Origin of the sequence: Arthrobacter sp. KBS0703, from assembly GCF_002008315.2 — a bacterium.
Lineage (GTDB): Bacteria > Actinomycetota > Actinomycetes > Actinomycetales > Micrococcaceae > Arthrobacter.
In genome coordinates this window covers 1,559,207-1,573,669 of the sequence record NZ_MVDG02000001.1, presented here as the reverse complement: position 1 = coordinate 1,573,669, position 14,463 = coordinate 1,559,207, and the positions used below count along the sequence as shown (strand labels likewise).

General features: G+C 63.8%; 12 protein-coding genes. 7 read left to right on the top strand and 5 right to left on the bottom strand.

Annotated elements, in window-relative coordinates; translation table 11 throughout:
* Positions 1–200 precede the first annotated feature (200 nt).
* Positions 201–632: a LexA family transcriptional regulator gene (locus B1A87_RS07455; protein WP_078029474.1), complete on the bottom strand. Its 432-nt coding sequence runs from the start codon at positions 630–632 to the stop codon at positions 201–203.
* Between the two features lie 1,114 nt (positions 633–1,746).
* Here B1A87_RS07455 and B1A87_RS07450 point away from each other — a divergent pair.
* Positions 1,747–2,340, top strand: a complete 594-nt coding sequence (locus tag B1A87_RS07450; RefSeq protein WP_078029475.1) for a hypothetical protein — start codon at positions 1,747–1,749, stop codon at positions 2,338–2,340.
* 1,345 nt (positions 2,341–3,685) lie between these two features.
* A complete protein-coding gene (locus tag B1A87_RS07445; protein ID WP_144275750.1) occupies positions 3,686–4,492 on the top strand; it encodes a hypothetical protein in 807 nt (268 codons plus the stop codon).
* A 1,025-nt stretch (positions 4,493–5,517) separates the two neighbouring features.
* Here B1A87_RS07445 and B1A87_RS22915 read toward each other — a convergent pair.
* The 3 genes from B1A87_RS22915 to B1A87_RS22910 form a co-directional block, all read right to left on the bottom strand.
* Positions 5,518–5,694 (bottom strand): hypothetical protein, encoded by a 177-nt coding sequence (locus B1A87_RS22915; protein WP_185982275.1) that lies wholly within the window; start codon positions 5,692–5,694, stop codon positions 5,518–5,520.
* Between the two features lie 17 nt (positions 5,695–5,711).
* A complete protein-coding gene (locus B1A87_RS07440) occupies positions 5,712–6,170 on the bottom strand; it encodes a response regulator transcription factor (RefSeq protein WP_144275749.1) in 459 nt (152 codons plus the stop codon).
* Between the two features lie 339 nt (positions 6,171–6,509).
* Entirely contained in the window at positions 6,510–6,671 is a 162-nt protein-coding gene (locus B1A87_RS22910) for a hypothetical protein (protein ID WP_185982274.1), read from the bottom strand.
* A gap of 1,019 nt (positions 6,672–7,690) precedes the next feature.
* Here B1A87_RS22910 and B1A87_RS07435 point away from each other — a divergent pair.
* From B1A87_RS07435 to B1A87_RS07415, 5 genes are all read left to right on the top strand, one after another.
* A complete protein-coding gene (locus B1A87_RS07435) occupies positions 7,691–9,442 on the top strand; it encodes an Ig-like domain-containing protein (RefSeq protein WP_144275748.1) in 1,752 nt (583 codons plus the stop codon).
* Between the two features lie 307 nt (positions 9,443–9,749).
* On the top strand, positions 9,750–9,938 hold the full coding sequence (locus tag B1A87_RS07430) for a hypothetical protein (protein WP_078029478.1): 189 nt from the start codon (positions 9,750–9,752) through the stop codon (positions 9,936–9,938).
* A gap of 561 nt (positions 9,939–10,499) precedes the next feature.
* Positions 10,500–11,393 (top strand): DNA/RNA non-specific endonuclease, encoded by an 894-nt coding sequence (locus tag B1A87_RS07425; protein ID WP_078029480.1) that lies wholly within the window; start codon positions 10,500–10,502, stop codon positions 11,391–11,393.
* Positions 11,394–11,466: 73 nt separating this feature from the next.
* Positions 11,467–12,267 carry an SDR family NAD(P)-dependent oxidoreductase gene (locus B1A87_RS07420; protein ID WP_144275747.1) on the top strand — a complete coding sequence of 267 codons (801 nt, stop codon included), beginning with the start codon at positions 11,467–11,469 and terminating at the stop codon, positions 12,265–12,267.
* A gap of 58 nt (positions 12,268–12,325) precedes the next feature.
* Positions 12,326–12,583 (top strand): hypothetical protein, encoded by a 258-nt coding sequence (locus tag B1A87_RS07415; RefSeq protein WP_078029481.1) that lies wholly within the window; start codon positions 12,326–12,328, stop codon positions 12,581–12,583.
* Between the two features lie 103 nt (positions 12,584–12,686).
* Here the strand turns inward: B1A87_RS07415 and B1A87_RS07410 are convergent, their stop codons facing one another.
* Positions 12,687–12,935 (bottom strand): hypothetical protein, encoded by a 249-nt coding sequence (locus B1A87_RS07410; protein ID WP_078029482.1) that lies wholly within the window; start codon positions 12,933–12,935, stop codon positions 12,687–12,689.
* Positions 12,936–14,463: the final 1,528 nt, after the last annotated feature.

Here is a 14,463-nt window from a genome sequence, read left to right as displayed (position 1 = left end):
AGACACAGTGACGCCGCACCAGCAGTAACCCCACGATTCACCCAATCTCTCCCGTCTGATGCGCTATTCATGCATTAAACGGGAAGATTAGCGAGTTGTATAGGGCTTTCCGTGCCACCGGTGTAGCGGGAGGAATGCCACCGCGAGGAATAACACCCTATGCGACGCCTATTTTTTCCCGTTAAACGCAATAGCGGCAGTTAGACATGGTGGAGGCACCTGGTGGCCACGCCCCACACGGTCAGCTCCGACAGCGCGGGGACCCGGATGTCCGGGTAACGGGGGTTCTCCGCCTGCAGCACCACCCCCGCCGGCGTGATGCGCAGACGCTTGATGGTCAGTTCCCCGTCCAGGACGGCAACGACGACCGAGCCGTCAGTGGGTTCCAGTGCCCGGTTGACGATCAGTTCGTCACCGTCGCTGATCCCGGCGCCCTCCATCGAGTCCCCGGTCACCCGCACTACATACGTGCTGGTGATGTCCGTGATCAGGTGCTCATTCAGGTCAATCCGGCCGTCAAAGTAATCCTGCGCCGGGGACGGGTACCCGGCAGCGACCGGCACCGGGGAGACCAGCACCGACAACAACGAAGCACCCGCGTCTATCACGCGAGGACCGATAATAACGCCCATGACACACCTTTATTCGAATATATGTTCGATTCATTCAGGGTATGCCCTGGCGCCGACATTCTCAGCCAGTCCGTTTGCGGTCCGGCCTGAAACTGGCGGGTTGTACGCAATCCCGTCCCAAAGCCCTGCTGCCGCTGCGCCGCGGCCGGGGAGCGATGGGCCGCGATGTCCTCTGGTGGTTTCGAAGGATTGGCTGCCTGGTTGCCCTGACGGCCCGATAGCTGATTGGGAGACGCCATCTGATTGTCATGAGGGTTACAACGGCGCGGTTTCTGCTGGGTTTGACGTCCGACAGGCTGGAGGCTGTTTTGGTCGACTTGCCGGCATTGATGGAGGGGAGGCCCGGACTGACTCGGTTGAGCACCGGCCAAGGAGACGGCGCTGGGTCTCATAGCATGCCCATTGGAGCCGCATTTCTTAAACGTCGCCGGAACCGGCGCCGGATTGGGATTCCGGGCGCCGGTTCCGGCGGTTCTGGTAAGTATCAGCTCCCCAGCCTCGGTGAACCAGATACCCACACTATGTCCGGCCGGACTTGGCAAAAGCAGGGACCGGTCTCCCCTGAAATGGCCCCCCACACCCGGGGGTGGCCTCAGCCCTGGGCTGTCGGGACGGTGCTGCACCGATAGAAGCCCACGATCTCCGAGGTTTCTCCACGGGGACCGGGCCAAGGTTGCTTATGCCAGCTCCCCGCCCGTGTTCCACCGGAACGGATCGGCAAGCCTTACCGAATCAGGCCGGCGGCACATGGCTAGCACTGGAAGAAAGGGGTGAAGCGATGAAGACGTGGCCGCTGCTGTTCATTCCGGTCCTTGCCCTGTCCAGTCTCTCGGTCTGGAACGAGGCCAACGCCAAAGCCCCGACAACCTCATACCCCGGCGTCACGGCGCCTACCTACACTGCCGATCCCCTCCGCGGACCGCAAACGGGTTTCCTGCCCTCGCCAGCGCCCGGACCCGCTCCCTCGGCCCCTGCGGCACGGCGATAGAAGTCTTCGCAGCACTGGCGGGGAGCCGACCAGGCCAGGCCGGCGGGACAAGTGCGGCATCAAGCTTGGCTCACTCTTGGATTTGTCCTGCACCTATCCTTGCCAACGGATTTCTATCGTTGAAACATGAAAACAAAAGCAGCCCTCGCACTGTCCCTCACCGGCATCCTGCTCACCGGATCAGCCGCTCTCGCCGCCAACGCCCAGACCCTCAGCAGCTCACATACGGGTATCAGCGACGACGCCAAGAACGTCCTCGTTACGGACGATTCGGCCACCAGAGCCGCCACCCCTACCCCGGCCAAGATCGTTCCCAAGGCTTCGTCGAAGGCGGCCACCAAGGCCAGCGACGACAAGAAGCCGTCAGCAGCCAAGACAGCCGCGCGCCCCGCCGAACCAGGCGATGACAACGGCGGGACCAGGACAACGCCCGAAGCCGGCGACGATAACGGAGGGCTGTTCACGGCTCAATCGTTCACCGGCACCACCATCACGGCAGAACCGAGGGATGACAAGGGCGGGCTCCGGACAACGCCCGAACCGGGTGATGACAACGGCGGTCTCCGGTCACACCAGGCGCCCCGGGCGGCGCAGGCCAGCGATGACAAGGGCGGGCTGCGCACCACACCCCAACCGGGCGATGACAGGGGCGGTACCCGGAAGGCTCCGGAACCGGGAGACGACAGCGGCGGCCACGGCGGCCATGGCAGTGACGACTGAACCAAGCCAGACCGCTTGAGCTCGCCGCGAGCTAAGGTTTCGTCCCGTTCCAAGGGGTCGTGTCCATCAGAATCTTGCGGTTGCGATTAGTGACCCGGACCGAGCTTCGGGGTGGATTTCCGAGGAAAGCGGTCGAGCTGTCTCTAGCCTCGTTGCGGCTCAGCCGTGGCGGTCCTGACGGTGGGAAGCCCCCGCATCCACTCAAGTTAGATGCGGGGCTTTCCCATTTCACGCCGACGTTGTATCGGCACGCGCCTGCGGCGCATCTGGCAAGCACCCTTTACCGGGTCCGATGCGGCGGTTTCCGGCCTTGCGTTTACGGTCAAGCACGAGGGCGACAGCGATACCGAACATCCAGACGTCCTTTGCCAGCGCTGTCCCCTGCTGGCTGGGGCGGATGCCATCCGCCTTTGTATACCGGGGGTCCACCGATACATGGCCAACAGGGACCCGGAGAAGATCCCCAGACCGACTCCGACCAGGCGGCTGGGCAGGAACGGCGCCAGCAATACCGCGCCCACCGTCACCAGGACCGGGACCCCCGACTATGACAGCCGGGGTGTCGGGCTGGGAGTCCCGTTTGGGGAACCTCGAATGGGATCGTGTCCGTTCCTGTGGAACCGTACGCTCACGCTGCGCCCGTTCATCTCCTTTGGGTGAACTCTCAATTCTCTAGGTTGTCGGGTCTCTACTCGAATCACGGGAGGAGGCTTACAGTCATGGCAATCGAATTGGCGGATATTTTATGATGGAGAAATTGACCGGCCCGGTCAGAGTTCGGCGACACCGCGCTTCAATCGGGACCGGCGGCTCCTATCGTCCCCGCTTTGGCTGGTCCTGTGCTCGCTATTGTCCTAACGGGCTATCTGACGATGCAGGTGCAGGCGGCCTATGCCCAAGCCTTTCTAGGCTTCAACTCGCGTCTTACCGGGTCTCGGGAGAATGCGTGGGAGTACGAGATCCCGATGCAGGGGACCTTGGATTGGCCAGCTCGGGCCGCTCACCGCGAGACTGGCTGCTGTGTGACAGCCGCGAGGACGGGGCCGAATCGAAGCGCTCGTCGCTCAGTCTTCAGGAATGCCAGACACGAACGGAGCCAAGGGGAGACCAATATTCCAGCGCAACGGCCCCCTTAAATCTTGGCTTCATCTGCGCGTGCTCCCTGCCGAGAGCCATCGTCAGACACAGTTGAAAAAGATTCTTGCTCCCGATGTAACAAGAACGGCCAATGACGGAAACTAGGCAAATCCGCGCCAGGACCGGATTCGCAGCAACCGTCACCGCTCTGTGCTTCGCAACGGCCACCGGCCTGCCCGCGCACGCAACGGGAACACCGCATACCAATTTGAACTTCTCGATTGATTCCACGGCCAATGTCGTCGCGTACGACGCTGGCGGAACCCTTTGGTCCTACACCTCGGTGTCTCAGGGGCTGCAGACGGCGGCGCGCCGCGCCATCGGACCGGCTGGGGCGGCACTCCCGAAAGCGTTGTTCGTTTCCGACTGGAACGCTGATGCGGTTCCGGATCTGATCGTGCAGAACAAAAACGGCACGCTGACCTACCGCGAGGGGATCATCACCGGCGGGTTCACAGACTCCACCATCGGCAGTGGCTGGCAGAACTATGAGATCACCGTCGGTGAGTGGAAGAGGACGGACAAGTACCCGTCCATCATCGCCAGGAACAACGCCACAGGTGAGCTGTTCAATTACGGCAACCCGTCAGGAAAGAACTTGTCGCCGCGGGTGAAGATCGGCGTCGGCTGGAACGGACTGTCCTTCAACCTGCTGGACTGGGACAAGGACGGCAACAACGATGTCGTTGCCAAGAACGCAGCCGGTCAGATGAAGCTGTTCCGAGCGAGCGGTGGCGGCTCATTCATCTCCGAGGCCCGCGCGACCATCGGCAGTGGTTGGAACAGTATGACGTCCATCCGCGCTATTTCGGGACTGGGCCCGTACGGTTCCGTCGGCCTGATGGCGCAGGCGTGCTGCATTATTACCAGGCGAACAAGAGCAGCTGGGCGCCTCGGCAGACGTTCACCAACGGCTGGGGCACCTACACCATCGCGGGCAACTAACAGCTCGCTGCCGCCATCGAGCACTCGATGGGGTGTGCTCTGGGCGCTGGAGCGCAAGATCGGGGACTGACCGACTGGCAGGGCTAGGCGCCGAGCAGGCCGGGCAGGGAGCCGAGCACGACGTAGTCTCCGTGAGCGTCCTGAAATCCGTAATCCCGTCCAATACCGGCGCAGGGCAGCCCCGCTGATCTGCGCTCGGGCGTGACCTCCGGTGGACTCAGCAGGTCCGGCCCTGCATAGTAAGCATCTCCGCCAAGGTGGGCTCATCAGGTTGCCATTCCCAGCTGTGACCTCGAATGCGAGACCGGCGCCCAAACGGCAATCATGCCCCCTGGGACTAGCCGCAGCAAGGCGGCCCTATCCGGGCCAGTCGCGATGGCTTCCAAAACGTGAACCGACAGCATGGCTATAGCCGCAACCCTCAAGGATCTGTCGGCCAGGTGGAGCGCCAAGTGGTCTCATCGATCGTCGCCCGCTCGGTGATCTGCTGCATATGACTCTGCGAAACGGTACCGGTTCCTGAATGACGGAAGGCTCGGACATTCACCGCGTCGAGGTTCGGTCTCACCTAGGGTCCCGTGAGACCTGTCCGGCGAAGGGGCGCTTTACGGCACACTCTTCAGGGTCCAGGAACGTTCCATGTCGCGGCAGCCTTCGGGTTGAACGTATTGTTCGTGTGGGGCATGCCGGCGACGCCTTCACTGTCTAAACAGGGACTCTGTTACCTTCAAAACGAACCTGTTGCGACGTTGGCGAGAAACCGCCCAGCCCATGCTCTCTGCGGTTGTGAGGGGTGGTGAGGCGCCCGAGCGGGGGCCTTGTTCCTGTACCCGGCCGTGGGGGCGGTCTTATGTGAGGGAAGGGCTGCGATTTCATAAGGTCCCGCAAGCTTTCGTGAAGGTCGCACCGCCATGATCTGGGTATCTGGTCGTTAGGTGTCCTCCAACCGATCAGTCCGCCGGACCCGGCAACGCACTTCCCCCAGTCAGTGCCGGGTCCGGCGTCCTCGATATTGTTGCCATGGATCCGGCCCGCAGAACATCCCATTTCTAACTAGCGGTGCCAGCGACCGGGGGGCAGCCGGCTGCGCCGTGTTCAGAGATCTGTTGATCTCGCCGGGAAGATCTGTCGCCGCCTGGCGGCCCGGGCCGCACGGATCAGGAGTTCGGCGATGGCCGCGATGGTCAGCAGGGCGGTGAAGGCTGCGAACTGGCCGAGGAACATCAGGAGCGCCACGCCCAGGGTGCCGGCATAGGTCAGGGTGAACACCAAGGTGGGGAGTCGGGCATCTAGCTGCGGCCCTGCCGGCGGCAGCGCGGCGACCGGGGCTCGGCCGAGGATCCCGTGCTTGTGTCTTCGGTTCGCGCGGGCGGGGCGTACAACGGCTCTGACGGGCAGAGCCGTTGTACGAGTTCCCGGAGCATGTGGGGCCGGAAGGGTTTGGTGAGGTACGCGTCGGCACCGGAGGCCACCCCCTTGAGTTCGTCTCCGGGTTCGGCCCACGCAGAGATGATGAGGATTGGTGCCTTCGAGTGCGCCCGGATTTGGCGTGCCACGTCCAGACCGTTGAGGTCGGGCGGGCCCAGGTCCAGGGTGATGAGGGCTAGATCGAGTGTTCCGGCTGCCCGGAGTCCTGCCGTGCCGGTGGTTTCGGTGTGGGGGACGAAGCCCATTCCGATGAGGATGATGCAGAGCAGGTCCCGGAAGTCCTGGTCGTCTTCGATGACAAGGCAATTGCGTGAAATCATGTGGTCCCCCCGGCCAATTTGCCCCTACTCTACGCGGCCCAACTCAGGTATTCCCTGAGCGGGCGCCGGCATCAATGGTTGAGTGGGAGAAAAAGATTGCCGGTCCGGGGCCCACCTACGCGCGGCCGATTGCCACCGCGACCCTCGCGCTGCGATGACGCGAACCAGGCTCTCTGCAAGCACGGAGATGGCGTCGTGGACGCAACGGGGGGCCTCCATGGCTCCCTGCTGTCCCAATTGCTGCAGGCCCAGTGAGACGTTCATGCCCGCAGGTGGTTGCCGTTCAGTGCTCGTGTTCGCCGCTAGCTGGAGATTTTCGACGGGGAGCTATGTGCAAAATCAGTAGGGCCACTCCCAGAAGGAGCGCTTCCCGAGCCAGTCCGAGAAAAAGCGCACCCATCCCGTCGTCTTGACGAAAGGCGACCACAACCACAAAGGCGCCCACGCGGCGGCTACCCAGGCCATCGCCTTCTTGTCGCGCGAGTTCAACCATTTAGCCATGCCCTGATGCTTGTTGCAGAATTGACCACCGCCACGTGCGCGCCGCCCGTCAAACCAAACGGCCATCTTCGGGCGCCGCGGGATCCCCGGGATTTCCATGGCCTTATCAGGCGGCCGGGTGGGTCCGAACTAGTTTTGCGGGGCAGATTCTACCGATATTCTTCAGCGTTTGCTGCCGTGATCTCAACCCCAACCAGCTCCAAAAGTAGGCTTCGAGGCCGTCCGAAATCCTAAGAGCTGTATGCTGCCGCCGGCTTCAGGTCCAGCCACCCGGCCATCAATCGCAGAAATGGCGAAAACAGCAAGGAACAAGAAGTGCCTTCCCGGCTCTTCCCCTCTCTAACCCGGACCAACGCGTGGAGACTCTGACGCGTGCGAAACAGGGCAGCCTCGGCCAGAGAGTTACAAAAGCGGTGACCTGAGCCAAATCGTCCCGATAGAGGGTGTCTCGCGCGGCGTCCCGCTTCGAGGTCCGCTATCGGAAAGCCGTCCAGCTGACCCGCGGGGGCCAAGGCATCCTTCGGCACACTCGCACGGCCTGACCGGTGATTTTGTCCGGTAAGGCCGCCGCAATGCTCCAGTACTTGGCGGGATGGAGCCACCTCGAGCCGAGGTTGCGGAGACGGGGACCCAAACGGGCCCCCTCGCTCCGGCCATCGCCCAATGCTCCTGCAAGGTGCCTCGACCCCGAGTAGCGGTCGTCGAACCCACTTGGGGCTCACGCAGGAAAGGCCCCGCGGCCTTGGAGGGAATACGGGGCATTTCCTAGCGGCAGGACCGCCGAGTCTGTGACTTGGTGGGCCTAGTGTCCAAGCTAAGAGTCCTTCCTGAGAATTGCCTCCGAAACTCCGAGGAATTCGCCGCGTCCGGGACGCATGCTCGGGCGGCGCCTGGGGTTTCGTCAAGGGTTTCCGCAGGGTCGCTTCCCGATACTGGCATCCACGCCGGCCATGGACCGGTGTGCATCACCGGGCCTGTATTCGGCCCGGTGAAGTCTGGGTCTCTGAGGGGAGTTTTCCATGAAATCTGAAAGAAATCGTCAACGGGTGGCGGCCGGTCTCGCCGCCGGAGCGCTTGCCATTCTGGCGGTGCAGAGCGCCGCGGTGCCGGCTTCGGCCGCCATCAACCCGGTGCCGGTCGCGCCGCATTCCATCCTTGTTTTCCCGGTCAGGGACTTCGTCTCCGCGTCAGGGTACGCCCGCACCGACGTGGCCACCGTTCAGGTGCTGCGCGGCGGTGCCGTCATCGGCACCTCCTCCAACCTCATCCCGCAGGACGATCCCGGGACGCCCGGCTTTGACGGTCTCGTGGAAGTCAACCACCCCGGTGGAGGCTGCTGGGACGGGGTCACACCGGACATCCGCACCGGCGATGTCGTCCGGGTTATCACCGCCCCCACCGTCGGGGACGAGACCTTCACCGCGAACGTCACCGTCACGCAGCAGGCCACGAAGACCGGACCCGGTACCGTGGTGATGAAGGGAACAGCCGTCGCCCCCGGCGGCGGACAGATTCCCATCGACCAGATTCAGGCCCGCATCGTGGCCAAGAACCAGTCCTTCGCCCTCAACGGCAAGCGCACGCTCCGGGCCAGCGCCGCCGCAGGCGACGACGGCACCCTGGCCTACGACGGCCCGGGCCTGACCACCTGGACGGCAACGTGGACAGGGCTCACCGGTGTCAGCGGATTCGATGGCCTTTCCGACGCGGACAGGGCATCGACCCCGGTCAACTCCGAAAGCCGCGGGATGTGGCTCGGCCGCAACCCCGCCCTCCTGACGGAAAACACGATCTTCGAGTTCGGGCAGATCGGCGGCCCCACCGCCCCTTGCACCGCGCCGCTGGCAAAGGGTCCCTCGATTCCGGACATGACTGCCGCTTCGGACACAGGCAGCTCCGCCACTGACAACATCACGCGCACCACGTCGCCGACCTTCACGGGCGCCGTCGCGCTGCCTGATTCCACGAGCGCGACGCTCTACGTGGACGGGGCAGCCAGCGGCACGGCAACGGTCGCGGCGAATGGCAGCTTCGCGCTGACCCCGACCACGGCTCTGAGCAACGGCCGGCACACGATCACGGCCAGCGAAACCACAGCCGGGGGAACCGAAACCATGTCGGCCGGTTCCCTCGCCGTGACCGTCGACACGGTGGCGCCCCTCGTGACGGCGAAGGCCCCGGCACTGAACTCCATGGCGGTCAGCCAGACAGGCAATGTCACGGCAACCTTCAATGAGCCGATTGCGGGTCTGAGCGCTGCGCGCTTCACGCTGAAGAACGCCGCCGGAGCCCTCGTTGCCGCACCAGTGACCTGGACGGCAGCAACCCGGGTCGCCACGCTGAACCCGACAGCCACCCTCGCCGCGGACAAACGGCACACGGCAAGCCTCACGGCAGGTATCACGGACCTCGCCGGCAACCCGCTGGCGCCGTCCGCCTGGGCCTTCACGACCGGTCCCCGGCCAATCATGGCCACCAGGACACCGGCGGTCAACGCCACCGGTGTCAGCCGGACCGCCAACGTCACGGTCACCATCAGTGAGGCCGTCAGCGGTGTCGCCAACGGAACCTTCGCGCTGAGGAACGCCGCCACCGGGGCGCTCGTCAGCTACGCGGTCAGCTACAACGCCACCACCCGGGTTGCAACACTGAACCCGAACGTCACCCTGGCCGCCAACACGAGATACACCGCGTCGATGTCCTCAAGCATCAAGGACGCCGCGGGCAACACGCTCGCCGGTGGCTCCTGGAGCTTCACCACAGGCGGGTAGTGCAGCCACACCCACCCGGGGTCAGCCCGGTGCCGCACGAGGAGTGCGGACCCGGGCTGACCCTTCGGCGGGAGCGGGCACTATACCGAGCACGTTTCCGCCGACGCGACGGCACGGTCGATGAGGGCGACGTTCAACTTCCAACGACCAGCCAGTGACAGGGTGCTGCTGAACGAACAGGCGAGGGCTCGGGATGCCCCGGGACTGGCAACGAGCGGCGACAAAATCCACCAAGCCACGCTCTCGCATCGCGACGCGCGGCCCGGATCAGAGGACGATTAAAAAGCACCGCTTTAGGAGGTCAATCATGTGCGGTTCGTACGGCAAGGAATTCCGCCGCGACGTCAGGAAAGACGCCACGCAGGAATCTGACAAGCGCCCGGAGCGCCGGGAGAAGGACAAGGACTTCAGGTTCTGGGCCTTCCCGTGGCGCCGCGGGGAGTTCACCGCGCAGGAACCCGAGAAGGCTCCTGACAGGACCGTTGACAGGGTCTAGTCCATGAACAGAGAGAGGGGCAGTTGCAATGACTGCCCTTCTTTCATGTCTGTCCGGACCGGCCGATCCGCAGGTGTGTGCTGCGGGCCGCCCCCCCTCATTGTGGGGGCGGGCAGTTACGGCCTCTTTGAGGGGACGCCACCGCTTTTTCACAAGGCCATCCGACGAGAGTGAACGTGTCCTGGAGCCGAACAAGCCGCAAGTCCGAAGCTCCGGATAGCCGGGTCTGGCGCAGCCCCAGCCCGTCCGGGCCCGGCACCCATCGTCTCGACGGCGACAGGGCAATGGCCAGCCGACCAGGCGATCCACCGGCGAACGTCGCGTTGTGGGTAGCCGCTTATGGGCGGAGCTTGGCCCTGAGCACGTGGAGTTCGCTCTGAAGGCCGTCAGACGGGTGGCAGGGGAAGTATCCGAACTTGCTGACCTGTGGGACGACGCTGATGAAAATGGAATGGCGGAAATCCCTCGCGAAGCTTTCGGAAAGGCTGCGGGCCGCCCTGCGGTAGCCAGCGTCCACCAAGCCTTCATCGGACTCTCACCTTTGGCTGGTAGTGTCCGGCCATGGACGAACTGCTGCAGAACCTGGCTGTCACTGCGAAAGACTACGCGGGCCGGAGAGGCTTCGACGAGGACTTCCTGGGCCAGACCCTACCTCTGCCACGCCTGGCAGGGGTGGCGACTGTCCTGCTGCCGTACACGCACTTCTCGGTGCTGATGCGCCTCGATAAGCGGCTGGCGGCCGTCACCGGTGTGGGTATCGACGGCAGTACGCTCATGGACCTGGACCGGGCCGGAATCTCTTGGAAACTCGATCCCCGCCTTCCCGCGGACCAGCAGACGGGGGAGCGGGTCTACACCCGGAACGACATCGACCGCGGCCACCTGGTGCGCCGGTCCTCGGCGGTCTGGGGTGACACCGTGGCCGAGGCCGAACTGGCGAACGAAGACACCTTCCACTACACGAACGCCGCACCGCAGGCCGCCAAGTTCAACCAGGGCCTGGAACTGTGGCTGGGCATCGAGGACTACCTCCAGGAACACGCCGCCCAGTACCGGAGCCGTATCGTAGTGTTCACCGGACCCATTTTCAGCGCCCTCGATCCGGTGTACCGGGGCGTGGACATCCCGTTGCGCTTCTTCAAGGTCGCCGCCTTCATCCACCAGGGCGAACTGGCCGCCACCGGCTATGTCGTCGACCAGACCCCGCAGCTGGCCGAGCTGCCGGATGTTCCGCGGCCCGGGGTCGTAGAGGATGTCCCGCCGTTGGGCCCGTTCCGGACCTTCCAAGTCCCAATCCGGGACATCGCCCTGCTGACCGGCCTGGACCTGGACCAGCTGATCGCCGTGGACCGGATGCCGATCGGCGCAACCCTCGGCGCTGCCACGGTCGGCTCCACCTGGCGGGAGCTGGGCGCCGCCGAAGATCTTGATCTGGACTTCGACCTGGAGGATTAGGCCCGGGACGCTGCTGGCCATCGCAAGGTCAGGGCAGCTGGGCCCAAAGACACGGCAAGCAAAGGAGCAGGTAATGACGGCCACCGAATCCACCCACCCGATGTCCGGGAAGGTCGCACTTGTCACCGGGGCCAGTCGCGGCATTGGCGCCGCCATCGCTGCGACACTGGCAGGCTCCGGCGCGCACGTCGTGCTGGCCGCACGCGACAGGGACGCCCTGTCCCGCCTGGCCAAGACCCTTACCTCCTCCGGCGGGCAGGCCACGGCCATGCCGGTCGACGTCACCGATGAGGACTCGGTGAAAAACCTGATGGCAGGGATTAGCGAGCGGTTCGGACGCCTTGACGCTGCGGTGAACAACGCCGCAGGCGGCGGACGCGCTCCGGCGCCCCTGAGCGACTGGGCCAGCGAGGACTTCGACAGCGCAATCGCGGTGAATCTCCGTGGAGTCTTCCTGTGCATGAAGTACGAAATCGAGCTCATGCTCGCTACGGGAACCAGTGCGGCGATCGTGAACATGACCTCCACAGCAGGCGAACAGGGCGTCGCCGGGCTGAGCGGCTACTCGGCAAGCAAATTCGGCGTTGCAGGCCTGACCCGCGTGGCTGCGCTCGACTACGCCGCGCAAGGAATCCGGATCAACGCGATCGCTCCCGGGCCCATACTCACCGACCGGCTCGCCGCGGCGGGCCAAGCCGCCCAGAACCGCGTAGCCGCAAGCGTTCCGCTTGGCCGGATCGGCACCCCCGGCGATGTTGCTGCGGCAGCACTCTGGCTCTGCTCGAACCAATCTTCGTTCGTCACCGGCACAGTTCTCACGGTTGACGGCGGCAAGCTCGCAGGAACGCCTCCCTTTAACACTAGGAACTGGTAGAAGGAAATGAGTTCTACGAATTCTTCGACGCGGTCCTCTGAAGCGGACCTTATTACGGTTGACCCCGATACTGGCGGCGTTGGTCAGTTGCCCGGCCGCCGGGGAGGGACCGCAATCCCGGGTAGAAGGTGTTGTCGGCGATGAAGACACGGACGAGCTGCTGCATGATGGGTTCTGGTCGTCCATCAGCTCGGAGAGCCGGCGGTGCACCTGCCCGAGGGCCAACAGCGTGAAATTCAACCGGATCGCGTTCGTCGTCCGCGATCTCGCCGGCAGTGGCCTGAAGACCTGCAGTTGGAAGTCCACCACCGGCTAGCTGTAAAGCAGCAGGGACGAAGAAAAAGGACGACGGCGGCCCTTTCGTGCCGCCGTCGTCCTCCCAGTCGCTAACCGGTCAGTGGCAAAGCCCTCGCCGACTGTTATCTGTGGTTGTTCGAGACCCAGATGGTGACGGTGTTGCTCCTATCAGAATCGGACGACCCGTTCCTGTGGCCGCCCCGGTCGTCCTGCACACGGATCCTGACGGTGTGGTAGACCGTTACCGACCTCTCGCCCCGGTCGGCAGTTACCCTCTCCACATTGACGATTCTGTCGTGACCGGAAACCCATACGGTGTCCCAGGCATTCCCGATTTCTTCTGTGTCCCAACGGTCGTGCTTCTGGAACATTCGTTGGTTGTAACGAACCTGGGCATCCTTGTCGCAGTGAATCCTGAACGGGAAACTAACCCTCACGGATTTGCGGTTCCCGTTGCGGGGATCGCCCCTTACGGCTTCCCTGCCGTGGTTAGAAGCGTGGGGGTCGAGGGCCGTGACCGTGCAATCTGCTCTTCTGGAATGATCGGGCATTGCCGTGGCTGGCCCGGCCATGGCAACAGGACCCGCAAGCAGTCCCAATGAAACTGTCGAAACCAGCCCGAACCTGGCCGAGAAGGAATGGCGGCTTCGGATCGTCGGAGTAGTAGTCATTTCTTGCTCCTGCATAACTATGCAAACTTCTTTGTAGACGGGCAGCACTGGCCGATCACGTTGCGTTGGCAGGGTGTGTCAGCCACCTATGTCCGTAATTAAAAAAGGCTCCCGTAAGATGCGGGAGACCAGGGACCGAATCCGTTTTCGAGGCGTTGTCCTAGGATCCGGTACTTCACTATTTTACGCCTGACTCTCCCTTGGAGCGCTTGTCTCACCGAGATGTCGAACGCCTCCGGATGCGCCGACGGACGTCGGGTCAGTATGTACGGGGCCACCGACAAAGAACGGAGCGCGGTAGCTAACCAACAACGCAACAGGTCTGTTGCGAAGTTAGCAGGATGGCGGTCCCAGCTCGCGTGCGCCAAATTTTGCTGCTTAATTCGAGGACGCATTCGACGCCGAAGGGTGAAAGATTGCTTGGATCTTCGGCAGGGGAGCATCAGCGCCATCGGGCGCCCCGAAGCCGCCCCGGGGCGTGTCGGGGACCTTTTCGGGGGCGGGGGCCCCACATTTTTACCCAGCACCGGTGGCCACTGTGTGAGTAGCTGGTTCACCGGGCTGGGAGCTGATACCAGCCAGAGATCGCCGGAGCCCGTACCGGATGCCGCAATCCGGTACCGGCTCCGGTCGTGTTCGGCGGACAAACCCGCGACACCCCGGCCGGAACGCATCCGGGGCAGTCAGCTTCCACGTAAGTCTGGGCTGCAGGGGAAAGCCCAAACAGTCGCCAGTTGGTCATGTAACCGGGTTTTCTGTCCCGTTCCCTTGGAAATACCCGGGATCTGTTCCCCCTCGGAACCGTGCGGGTACGGCCGCCCCGGAAGGGGGGACCAGCATCGGTGGGGGTCCGAAACCCGTAGGGTTCCGCAGGCTTTCCTTAAGGCGCAGTCGTCAAAATATCGGTATCTGATTGGCAGGTGACCTTCACGATCAGTGCGCCGGACCCGGCAATGCACCCCCCGTCACAGCCGGGTCCGGCATCTCCTACCCCCTGGGTTGGTTGGGCGCGTTCCCCTTCCGCTGCCTCGTGTAAAGCGAACCGCTCTGCTGCACTGGCCCAACCGAGAACCGCTCGGCGCCGGCCGTTGGTTTGATCGACCGCTCCTGCATGGGGCATCTACCGCACACGATTGCCGGGATTCCCCGAACGCATCGACTCGACGCACGTTTTAGGCCGCGCCGCCGTTCATTCCACGGTCGAAGCCCTGACCTCCAGTCCATTGGG